Source organism: Paraburkholderia rhynchosiae, assembly GCF_002879865.1.
GTDB lineage: Bacteria > Pseudomonadota > Gammaproteobacteria > Burkholderiales > Burkholderiaceae > Paraburkholderia > Paraburkholderia rhynchosiae.
Genome location: NZ_PNXY01000011.1, coordinates 220,907 through 231,117 on the forward strand (window position 1 = coordinate 220,907; position 10,211 = coordinate 231,117).

Here is a 10,211-nt window from a genome sequence, read left to right on the forward strand (position 1 = left end):
GCGCCGCCCTCAGGAAATAACCCACGAATTGAACCGCTCAGTGACCTTCTGCCGGTTCGCTTCCCACCATTGCGGGCTCGGCAGGCGCATGTCGCGGATGTTGTCCGGTGCCGTGGGCAGAAGCGTCGCGCGCTCTTTCGAAATCGTCTCGAAGGCCTTCTTGTTGGTCGGGCCATACGCGAGCGTGCGCGTGAGCAGCGCCTGGCGCTTCGCGTCGGCGCAGAAGCGCACGAACTGCTTTGCGGCATCCGCGCGCGGCGTGCCCTTCGGAATGCCCCAGCCTTCGATCGAGTACAGCCCCTGATTCCACACGATGCTCACCGGCGCACCGCCATCCTTCGCGGCTTGCGCACGGCCGTTCCACGTCGAGATCATGTCGACGTCGCCGCTCTGGATCGCCTGCATGGCTTGCGCGCCCGAGGTCCACCAGATGTTCACATGCGGCTTGATCTTGTCGAGGCTTTTGAATGCGCGATCCACGTCGAGCGGATAGAGCTTGTCGAGCGGCACGCCGTCGGCGAGCAGCGCCTGTTCGAGCGTGTCGAGCGGGCTGCGCCGCAGGCAGCGGCGGCCCGGAAAGCGCTTTACATCCCAGAAGTCGGCCCACGATTTGGGGCCGCTGTCCTTGAACTTATCCGCGCGATAGGCAAGCACGGTCGAGTACACATCGACGCCCAGCCAGTTCGGCGTAATCGCCTCCGCCATGATGTCCGGATAGTCGCTCGCCTTCAGCCCGATGGGCTCGAGCAGGCCTTTCGATTCGAGGTACGGAATGTCAGCGGACAGCGTGAGCGTGGTGACGTCCCACACATAGTTCTTCGTCTGCACCATTGCCGCGAATTGCGCGACCGGCTGCGATTCGCGCGCGACGCTCACGACCTTGATGCCCGTGGCTTTTTCGAACGGATCGTAGAACGCTTCGCGATACGCGGTCGTATAAGGACCGCCCGGGTCCGACACCACGATCTGCTTCGATTGCGCACGCGCGGCGAGCGGCATGGCGCCCGCCAAGGCAAGCGCGCCCGCGCCGTGAAGGATGCGGCGGCGCGCCGCGTTGAAGTCTTGCGTCATTGTTCAGGTCTCCCGCAGCAGGTTTGAGAATGAAACGGCTCGACTTGGCTTCGACTGACGACCGGCTACTTGCCGCGCTTGCGGAAGAACTCTTCCATCATGCGCGCCGGCTCCCCCGAGTCGTACGCTTCGCGCTGAATGCGCACGCCCGCTTCGATGCAGTCGACGAAACCCGGCTCGGTCATTTCGCGAAAACGCTGCTTGTCCAGACGCATCGCGACGGGTGGCTTGGCGGCGAGTTCGGTGGCGATTTCCAGCGCTTTTTCAAACACCTTCTCTTCGGGCACGAGGTGATGAATGAGGCCGATGCGATGACATTCGTCAGCGTCCATCAGACGGCCCGTAAGCGTGAGCTCGATGGTGCGCGACATGCCGAGCATCGCATTCATGATCCACGGGCCAGTCGTGCTGGCGATGCCTGCGTTGATTTCCGGCTGCCCCATGCGTACGCCCGGATGGCCCACGCGGATATCGCCGAGCAGGGCCACCTGGAAAGCCGAACCTGCGGCGGTGCCGTTCAGCGCCATCACGAGCGGCTTCTTGAGGCTGCGCAGCACGGTGTAGTAGCGCTGCCATTCCTTGACCCACGCGACCGCGCGCTCGCCATCGAAATCATGCGCTTCCGACAGGTCCTGGCCCGCCGAGAACGCCCGATTGCCAGCGCCGGTCATGATGATCGCGGCCACGTTGTCGTCAGTGTTGAAACGCTCCAACGCCTCGATGATCGTCTCACGCATCGGCGTGGTCCACGCGTTCAGACTCTCGGGACGGTTGAGGGTAATGACCGCGACGCGGCCGTGGTTGGAGAACAGCACGTCATTGTTCATGAGTTATCGCATCGCAATAGTTGATGGTGTATAGCAATATAGACCCATCAAAAACCTGGTGCAAGCGGGTTTACGCGGGGAGCAAACGGGGCCGAAGCTGCCCCGTACACGCGGGCGAGAAGCCGTGTGTTCTGACGAATCGAGGGAGCGGGGAACCTGCAGGTGCGGAGGTGGATTCAGCCGCGCTTAAGGGGGCACGCTGCCGCGGATGAAACGGCAGCGCTTCAACGTCGTGCTGAAAAGCACACTGGCGAGCGAGCTAGCTAGCGCTCGCGTGTCAATCGTCGATCTGGCGAAACGCGCTTTGCTGCGACGGGCTTCACGTCGCCTGACTGAGCGCGCTGAGCGGCGTCCGGGTCGCCGGGGCGACGCTGCATTTCGCCCTGCCGCTTACAAGTGTCACGATCAATACGCTAGCTGAAAACCGGCCTGAAGAAACTGCGCTCATAACTAATGATGCATCGCGTTTCCTCCGCATATCTGAAAGCCGCGCTACATTCCGCGTCGGTTTTCGAGCGCGTCCGATACGCTTCATATTCTGCCAGGCTCGGGAACGAGAACAGCGCCAACGCGATGTTGTTGGCTCCCTCGTCCGGCAGGAAATATCCGTGATGTTTACCGCCGAACTTCTCAACGAGCGGAATCCACATCTTCCCGTAGATTTCAAACTCCTTGAGTTTCGATGCATCCAGCACGTAGCGTAGGTAGCAGGTGATCATTGCGGACTCTCTCCATTAAAATGGCGTAAGGCTACTTACCCACCGCAAGCTAGTCAACGCTGGAGATGCGGTACACGCCTTGCTATACGCAGGCTGCGCGATGAAACAGCGCTCGCGCTCGATGCCATGCTGCGACTATTGCTCGGGAGACGAGCATCGGCAGGCGGACGGCAGAGCCCCATGGTCCGACAGACTGCCCTCAGGTTTTCAATTGACTCCACTATCCGTCTATATCCTCACCTACAACAGTGAACGCCATCTGGAGAAAGTTCTATCGGCCGCAAAGCGGGCCGCCGATGATCTGTTGATCGTCGACAGCGGCAGCAGCGATGCGACGCTCGCCATTGCCGCAAAACACGGCGCAAGAATAGCGCATAGAACATTCGACAACTTCCGCGCGCAACGACAATTTGCAAACAGTCTGTGCATGCACGAGACGGTGATGTTCTTCGACAGCGATGAGATAGCGAGCGACGCGTTGATCGACGAGATCGCCGCGCTAAAAGACGCCGGCTTCGTTCACGACGCGTATGCCGTCCGGAGGGAATGGGTCGTCATGGGCAGACTCGTCCACGCGCTGATGCCCGTCTCGTGTCCTGACTACCCGATCCGCATTTATCGACGCGACACTCTGCATTACAGCGGCCATACCGTTCATGAGACTTTGATGGGCCATACGAGCGGCGGGCGTATCGAATCGCCGTTGATCCACCATACGTTTGAAACGAAAACAGAGTTGATGCACAAGCTCGATCTATACACGGACCTCGCGGCGACCGATCTGGCGCATCGAACAGAGTCCGTTGCCGTGCTCCGGCTCAAGGGATGGCTCAGTCCACTAGGCGCATTTTTGAAGTGGTATATCCGTAAGGGCAATATCCGCGATGGTCGTGTCGGCTTGATGTTGGCGTTTTACGCTTCGGCTTACACGCGCCGCAAGTACCGCGAAGCGCTTGTTTTGAGGTATCGCGATTGATGGACACCATCGCGAGCGAAGTGAAAACCCCGCCCATACTGAGCGGTGTCATGCAATGCAGCACATCGCGCTTCGTCTTGGGAAGAGGTGCGGTTATTGCACCGTCAAGCTGAAGCGGCCGCGCAAGATTGCCAAACGCCGCTGCGGCGATCAATTGCACGGCAGCCTGCCGATCGGGAGTTCATATGATCGTATTGTTAAATACGGATTTCAATGTTCCCAGCGGCTTGCGTGCGGCGACCGTTGGCTTCGCATTGACGCTCTGCGTGTCGAGCGTCGGCGCCGTGCCGGCTTGCCCCAAAGTGATAACAACGCCGGCGGGCAGCGCCTTCGACATGGCCTCGCTCATTTCGGACAATGGTTCGCCGGAAGCAGCGCTCAACAGGTTGCGCTCGGTATTGTCGAAGCTCGCTTGGGGCGCTCGTTGCAATATGCTTCGAGACGTCGCGGCATGCGACGAAACCGTCGAACTCGCGAAACGGGCGGTCGTTGCGCTCGAAGCCTGCGCAGTCCCGACGTCGGGCAAACGGGCACAGAGAAGCGAGAGCAAAAAAACTGAGGTCGACGCCAGTCCACACGAATAGCTTAATGAACTCTCATGTTTCGTGCGGGTGCTATCTGTCTCACGCGGACGGCCGCAAGGGTGCCGGGGGACGACGGTCTCTATCCGGCCGGTTTTAACATCGTAGACCAGTCCCGACACGATCAGCCCATCGGGCAGCTCGCTGTTTGCCCTAAGCGCTGCGACATCGAGGGCCACCGCCTTTTAGGGCTCCGTAATCGCAAGATCATCGCGTGCAGCCGTCTCGACACCCATACACCTGGCGAGCAACGCAGGTGCATGCTGGTGGCAACCGATGATCCCGCAGTCCGTGTGCTGGAGCAGGACGAGATTGCGCGCACCATCAGGGCGCCCCGCTGCTTTCGCGTCGACGCTCAACACTGCGAGCGTCTCGGAAATCGGCGTTGCGCTCCAGCATGACGTCATTGAAGTCCATGTTCTCTACTCCTGCGTATGAGAGCGAAGTTGCCCGGTTCAATTCCATGCGTCGGGCGTATCACATTTCTGGAGGCGCACACCATCAACGCATGACGCGCAAGCGGGTTGTAGTGCTCCCAGCACGCGAGCTGACCTACCTGGCGCACGGCGGTATCGATGGCGCGCAAGCCCGAGCCGTCGCCGCGCAGGAACGCCCGGCGCGAACCGGTTGCTGGCGGGTGAAATCTGTTCGCTTGTCGCGGGTGTCCGTCACTCCGGCGCGCAGTGGACCTCGAATTTGATGAGCTTGGTGGGACCGAAGGTGTTGCTGATCGCAACGTCAGCGGCATCGCGGCCGCGTGCCATCAGCACCCGACCGATACGCGGCACGTTGTTGCGCGGATCGAAGGTCTGCCATGAGCTGCCGACATAGGCTTCGAACCAGGCCGCGAAGTCCATCGCGCTCCACGGCGGCGGCACACCCACATCGCTGATGTAGCCGGTGCAGTAACGCGCCGGAATATTCATCGCGCGGCACAGCGCCACGGCCAGATGAGCGAAATCGCGGCACACGCCCTTGCGTTCCTGCCACGCCTGAAATGCGGTCTTGGTCGGTCGTGCAAATTCGTATCCAAACGTGATATGGCGATGCACGTAGTCGCAAATCGCCTGCACCCGGGCGCCGCCCGCTGGCGTATTGGAAAACAGTTTCCATGCAATGTCGGAGAGCAGATCAGTTTCGCAATAGCGGCTGCCGAGCAGAAACGCCAGACATTCGTCCGGCAGCGTTTCGACGGCATGCTGATAGTCGAACGGCTCGCGCGTCTCCGGTTGATCGGAAACGTTGAGCAGCGCGCTTGTGGAAAGCGAAATGAGCCCCTGCGGCGCGACCAGGCGGCTACACAGATTGCCGAAGCTATCGCGATACTGCGTGATCACCACCGGGGGATCGACCGCCAGCAGATCGGCGGATAGTACATCTTGAGCGCGGGAAAAATGCGTGTTCAGCATCAACATCATCGGTGTCGGCTGTGCGCACTCATAAATCAGTTCATAGCCCACGCGAAGTTTCATCTGATCATCCCTTCCATTGATAAAGCGCGTGACGCGCTGGCACTCAAGGCCCTTCGGTACGCTCACGTCGACTAGAAGACTGCGGAACGAATGCATCGCACCGTGCCCTATGCTCCAAAGCGGCAGCTTCTGATCGATGTAGCCCCTCAATGGACAACCCACCGCGACACAACAAACTGGAGCGGCAACGGGTAACGACTCGGACACGCTGAAAACGACCGCAATGAAAGGCAACAAGGTGCAGCGCGAATCCCGGCGACGCTGTTTCTCGCGGGCCGCTATACACCTTGTCGAAAAGTGCGCGCAGGTGGAGCGAGACGATCGCTCGTCACATGCGCGTGTCGGTTACTTTTTCTTCGCCACGCTGCTCGGCGCGGAAGCCTTCGAGGTAGGCGTCTTGAACAAATCCGTTCCGGGCGATGGCAACTTTTTGGGTTGTTTAGGCTTCTTTGCCTCTCGATTACTACGCAGTTGACCTTTTGCCATTTCACTCCCCGTTTTGGCGGCCACGGAAAGGCCGCTCTCCGAACATTCTGGGCGTATTTTTAATTGCTGTCGCGATGTATTTGAATCCCTCTATAAACCGCGCCTGGAGCGTGAATGGACACAGGAGTTTGCTGGCGGGCAAGCTCCCTCCATGCGGTTGGCCGCCGCCTGGATGGCCGCTCTTGCTTTGTGTCGTTATGCGGCGCGTCGCAGAGGTCAAGTGTGCTTTCTGGCCCTGATCACCATTGGCGTGAAGATGGCGATGGCGCTGCGGGGATAAGCCGCAGGATTCGAACGCCCTTGCGCCTGATCACGCAGCAGCGCGGCCTCCACCAAGCTGCAGACACTGCAGAACCGAACCCGGTTGCCTCGTGCGGCTTTAGTGTCGCCAGGGCGGAAATTTCGATACCGTCGACGATACCGACATTCCCGTCTGGCATTATCCAGATCACAGCAGACCCACGCCGGACAGGAGCTTCATGCTTTTAACGCAAAAACATAAAAATACCGGGCTCCCGGAACGAACTGGAGCAGTGAGCTCACTCCCACTCGATTCTAAATCGGGGCCTTGGGGCCAAGGCCGGCGGACGGTGGGGACGATCCGTGCGCACATGATACCGTAAAGGGTACCGTCACACGCCCTGCTCTCGCTTACATTATGGAAGCCGAATCGCGCCAAAAAATTCTCCTGGTACGGCCCATCTGTCTACGACGGTCTGTCGGCGTCCAGGCATCGACCAATGAACTCGTGTGTCGCACCGATTTTACCGACAAAACCCTCCCGCGACGCTGAATGACGGTAGCGCGAACTGCAATGATTTGCTGGATCAACCCGAACGTTCATGGAAGCAACTATCAGCAGCGGTGCGCCGCGCGTGCCGCGGAACAAAGACAAGCTACCCGACAAAAGTCGGCGCTGAAGCTTGAGGAAATCTGGCCCACCGCCGTACGAAAAACGTTCAAGCAGTCCAGTTGCTGCTCGGCCACCTCACTAGCAAGTGGTCGGGCGCTTACCGTCGAGTGTCAGCACATAGCGGTTGCTAATGCTTTATTGTGGTGCGGTATTCCAGATGTGCGATATAGAGCGCCACCGTCCATCGGCATCCTTATGGAACACGTTGACGAGAACGCCAGTGAACTGCGGACTCTTTCCGTCCTTTTCCGGCCCGGCCGCATGCCACGTCGCTAATTCGTACGCCATATTTCCATTGCGTCTGGCGTCGATGACTTCGATCGAATGATCGTGAAATCCATTCTCCAACGCACCCTTGAAAAGCGCCTCTATCTCGGAGCGACCTTCAACCGTTTTCCCGTTGCCGGGTGAAACCTTGGCCGTCTCCTCGTATAGCGCAGCGAGAGCCTGAGCGTTATGGGTGTTGAACGCTTGATTCCAGGCAGAGTTAATGCGCTCTACAATAGCGCGTGCGTCGGCTGCCTGTGCTAATGCAGAAGATGACAGGACGATCGCCACCAGTCCGACGATGACATGTTGTGCATGCTTGCCCATTCCCGACCTCCAAAGATTAGACGGCTGCAGCATACGGACGTCGGCGTGTCGCAGCCCGAGCACGCTGCCGGATTAGCCGCGCGCTGGATAGTGAGAAAGTCCGCAGCGGCCACCCGATAAATTTAAAACAAGGTGAGCTAGGGTGTGGTATGGCCGATCGGAGACGCGGCGGCGCTCCGTTCCAACGATGTTATTCTTCGCTCTGAATCTATCGAGAATTCGAGGTGACATTGCCGAGCGCTTACGAAGCATAGGGGCGTGTCATGGTATCAATCGGATAATTGCTAGCATTGAGCTGCCAATGACGTCGTCTCGATGACTGTATTGGTGAAGACAACACTGTGCGGATTATCGACGCGTTCGTCGAGGAACTGGACCTTGCATCGCTCGGGTTCGAAGAGACCAATGCTGCGAGCACCGGACGGCCTTCTTACCATCCCGCAGTACTGCTCAAGATTTATATCTCCAGCAAATCACAGGAGAGAGAGCAGCGGACTATGCCGAATGCGCCGCATGACTTGCAGATTCAACGCACATCGGCGCATGCGAAAGAACATCGCGCTTTTCATGTCCCATACGTTGCCGGATACTTGAGTTCGGCTCGTCGGTTACTGCCTGCGTGCTTTGGGTATTTAACGGTAGAACGGCGCAAAAAATCTATTGTCACGCGAGTATCTGCCCTGTCAAAACGGCATTGTCGAGAGGCTTATGTACCAGCCGCCTTACCCGGCGCCTCGGCCTCATGAAAACCGAACACAGTAAACAGGCGGCAAATGCGCTGACACCAATTGCCAGTTTTCGCCTCCGTCGTCGGACGTCCATAGCGCGCCAGTAGTAGACCCCATCGCGAGGCGCATGCCCGACTCATCCACCGCAAGCGCATGCCGATACACGAGGTCGTACGCCGGTGCGGGCGGCAACCCGTTAGAGAAACGCTCAAATGTGCGGCCACCGTCGCGTGTGCGCGTGACGACGAGCTGGCCGTCCACCGGGATGCGGCACTGGTCTTTCACGGCGGGCACAAACCACGCAGTGTCCGGCTCCCGCGGATGCACGGCAACCGCGAAGCCGAAGCTCGATGGTTGCGCTTCGATGCGCTGCCAATGCGCCGCACCATCGGTCGAGCGGAAGATCGCGCAATGATGCTGCGTCCACAACGCATCCGGGCTCGCTGGGCATTGCACAACGCGGTGCGGGTCTTGCACGTTGGCATCGCCGCGCCGCTCCGGCGGCATGTAGTCGGCCTCCATGCCCTCAGCACTGACGCGCCACATGGCGCCGCCGTCATCGGTTTGCCAGACGCCGCCGCACGACACGCCAATCGTCAGGTGCCGGCTGTCTCGCGGATCGACCATCACGGAATGGATGCCTGGCGCGTCATATCCCCCTCCGAACCATTCGGACCGCTCCGGGCGATCCCACAGCGCGCGGTTGAGCACCCATGTGTCACCGCCATTGTCGGAGCGGAAAAGCCCGCCCGGAATTGTGCCGGCCCATAGAACGCCCGGCTCGTCCAGACCGCCGGTTTCGAGCGACCAGATTTGCTGTAGCGTCCAGGCAGGGATCAGCGGGCCGGGCGCGGCGGCATTGTCCACCCGGGCATCCGCTTCCCCGGTCACGCTCGCGTTCGCGCCGTGACCGGTGCGCGTCTCGTCGGCAGGCTGTGGCGGATAGACGGGCACTGCGCACTCTTCCCAGTCCGTCGCCCCCGCGCGCCGGCGATGCAGCTTCACGCCGAAGTGCCCGAGATTAAGCGCGGCATACAGCGATCCGTCGCGGGCATCCGGCAGGACCATGCTCACAGGCTCGCCGACGAAATACGGCTCACCAAGCGTCCAGCCGCCGTCGCCACCGGCTTGCAAAACGAACAGCCCCTTTCGGGTTGCGACAAGCAATCGATCGCTCATGTTGCGGGTCTCCTGTCGACTGGAGTAAGGACTTCAGTGCTGGCCAGGTGCAATTTAAAAGTCTGGACGAATGCAAGCTTTTATCCGCCCGACAGCGCCTGTACGACGTATATCCGGCTTTCCTCGCCAAGGGGCTCGGCTAGATGTTGTCGGTCGCGCACCCGCCGGCCGTCAACAAACACGGCGAGATGCTGCCGCAATGAACCCTGGTCATCAAGGATGTAGCCGCGAAGTCGAGGCTGCGCGGCGAAGACGGCCTCAAATGCGTCCCCAAGCGTGCGCGCCTCGATCTCGCGCTCGGGCGTTGCAATATGCCGCTGGATGGAAGCAGCGAAGAAGATATGCACCATAGCGAAGTAGCGGCGCGCGAAGGGCGACGACCGTTGGTTCTAAAGTTTAGGCGATCCGTCGGCGCATGTCGGGGCACCGCACGTCAGGCACCTGGTCGCCGCAGGTTGCGAAGCGGCATGCTTCACCGCCGTTCATATATCGACGAGGAGCCCGCCCCGATGTTGGTCTCAGTCCGGAACAGAATGACGCGTCGAGAGGTGTACAGCGCGGCGCTGCTCTTCAGCGGTGGCATAAAAGAGACGCCGGTTGCGATCGGCAAATCGACGAAAAGAGGCCAGAAAAAAGGCCTGTTCGCGATGCAGACGCATGCACAC

Annotated in this window: 10 protein-coding genes and 2 pseudogenes; 3 read left to right on the forward strand and 9 right to left on the reverse strand. The window is 59.9% G+C overall.

The features are described from left to right. Positions 1 to 9 precede the first annotated feature (9 nt). The 3 genes from C0Z16_RS17725 to C0Z16_RS17735 all read right to left on the reverse strand — a co-directional run bounded on the left by C0Z16_RS17725 (position 10) and on the right by C0Z16_RS17735 (position 2,617). Complete coding sequence (locus tag C0Z16_RS17725; RefSeq protein ID WP_102633408.1) at positions 10 to 1,071, reverse strand: ABC transporter substrate-binding protein; 1,062 nt, start codon at positions 1,069 to 1,071, stop codon at positions 10 to 12. Positions 1,072 to 1,136: 65 nt separating this feature from the next. Further along, on the reverse strand, positions 1,137 to 1,898 hold the full coding sequence (locus tag C0Z16_RS17730; protein WP_102633409.1) for an enoyl-CoA hydratase/isomerase family protein: 762 nt from the start codon (positions 1,896 to 1,898) through the stop codon (positions 1,137 to 1,139). Between the two features lie 413 nt (positions 1,899 to 2,311). After that, entirely contained in the window at positions 2,312 to 2,617 is a 306-nt protein-coding gene (locus C0Z16_RS17735; RefSeq protein WP_102633410.1) for an NIPSNAP family protein, read from the reverse strand. A gap of 211 nt (positions 2,618 to 2,828) precedes the next feature. On the opposite strand from C0Z16_RS17735, the gene C0Z16_RS17740 reads away from it, so the two are divergent. Further along, complete coding sequence (locus C0Z16_RS17740) at positions 2,829 to 3,593, forward strand: glycosyltransferase family 2 protein (RefSeq protein WP_102633441.1); 765 nt, start codon at positions 2,829 to 2,831, stop codon at positions 3,591 to 3,593. A gap of 181 nt (positions 3,594 to 3,774) precedes the next feature. Here C0Z16_RS17740 and C0Z16_RS38755 read toward each other — a convergent pair whose 3' ends face one another. The 3 genes and pseudogenes from C0Z16_RS38755 to C0Z16_RS17760 form a co-directional block, all read right to left on the reverse strand. Further along, positions 3,775 to 4,353: a carbonic anhydrase gene (locus C0Z16_RS38755; RefSeq protein ID WP_244201263.1), complete on the reverse strand. Its 579-nt coding sequence runs from the start codon at positions 4,351 to 4,353 to the stop codon at positions 3,775 to 3,777. Positions 4,354 to 4,673: 320 nt separating this feature from the next. Beyond that, positions 4,674 to 4,778: pseudogene (locus tag C0Z16_RS38760) on the reverse strand (aliphatic nitrilase); the annotation flags it as partial. Between the two features lie 64 nt (positions 4,779 to 4,842). Continuing rightward, positions 4,843 to 5,646 (reverse strand): transglutaminase-like domain-containing protein, encoded by an 804-nt coding sequence (locus C0Z16_RS17760; RefSeq protein ID WP_102633442.1) that lies wholly within the window; start codon positions 5,644 to 5,646, stop codon positions 4,843 to 4,845. Between the two features lie 223 nt (positions 5,647 to 5,869). Here C0Z16_RS17760 and C0Z16_RS37780 point away from each other — a divergent pair, with 223 nt between their 5' ends. After that, positions 5,870 to 6,121: a hypothetical protein gene (locus C0Z16_RS37780; protein WP_158244497.1), complete on the forward strand. Its 252-nt coding sequence runs from the start codon at positions 5,870 to 5,872 to the stop codon at positions 6,119 to 6,121. Between the two features lie 1,059 nt (positions 6,122 to 7,180). Here the strand turns inward: C0Z16_RS37780 and C0Z16_RS17765 are convergent. Then, on the reverse strand, positions 7,181 to 7,639 hold the full coding sequence (locus C0Z16_RS17765) for a YybH family protein (RefSeq protein WP_102633411.1): 459 nt from the start codon (positions 7,637 to 7,639) through the stop codon (positions 7,181 to 7,183). Between the two features lie 311 nt (positions 7,640 to 7,950). On the opposite strand from C0Z16_RS17765, the pseudogene C0Z16_RS37430 reads away from it, so the two are divergent. Continuing rightward, positions 7,951 to 8,127 (forward strand): annotated as a pseudogene (locus C0Z16_RS37430) (IS5/IS1182 family transposase); the annotation flags it as partial. Between the two features lie 252 nt (positions 8,128 to 8,379). On the opposite strand, the gene C0Z16_RS17775 reads toward C0Z16_RS37430, so the two are convergent. Then, complete coding sequence (locus C0Z16_RS17775; protein WP_102633413.1) at positions 8,380 to 9,546, reverse strand: WD40/YVTN/BNR-like repeat-containing protein; 1,167 nt, start codon at positions 9,544 to 9,546, stop codon at positions 8,380 to 8,382. Between the two features lie 80 nt (positions 9,547 to 9,626). Then, positions 9,627 to 9,896, reverse strand: a complete 270-nt coding sequence (locus C0Z16_RS17780; RefSeq protein ID WP_102633414.1) for a MoaD/ThiS family protein — start codon at positions 9,894 to 9,896, stop codon at positions 9,627 to 9,629. Positions 9,897 to 10,211: the final 315 nt, after the last annotated feature.

Bases quoted from the DNA above. Each gene is read 5' to 3' on its own strand.
- C0Z16_RS17725 (WP_102633408.1), bottom strand. From the start codon at position 1,071: ATGACGCAAGACTTCAACGCGGCGCGCCGCCGCATCCTTCACGGCGCG.
- C0Z16_RS17730 (WP_102633409.1), bottom strand. From the start codon at position 1,898: ATGAACAATGACGTGCTGTTCTCCAACCACGGCCGCGTCGCGGTCATT.
- C0Z16_RS17735 (WP_102633410.1), bottom strand. From the start codon at position 2,617: ATGATCACCTGCTACCTACGCTACGTGCTGGATGCATCGAAACTCAAG.
- C0Z16_RS17760 (WP_102633442.1), bottom strand. From the start codon at position 5,646: ATGAAACTTCGCGTGGGCTATGAACTGATTTATGAGTGCGCACAGCCG.
- C0Z16_RS37780 (WP_158244497.1), top strand. From the start codon at position 5,870: ATGAAAGGCAACAAGGTGCAGCGCGAATCCCGGCGACGCTGTTTCTCG.
- C0Z16_RS17765 (WP_102633411.1), bottom strand. From the start codon at position 7,639: ATGGGCAAGCATGCACAACATGTCATCGTCGGACTGGTGGCGATCGTC.
- C0Z16_RS17775 (WP_102633413.1), bottom strand. From the start codon at position 9,546: ATGAGCGATCGATTGCTTGTCGCAACCCGAAAGGGGCTGTTCGTTTTG.
- C0Z16_RS17780 (WP_102633414.1), bottom strand. From the start codon at position 9,896: ATGGTGCATATCTTCTTCGCTGCTTCCATCCAGCGGCATATTGCAACG.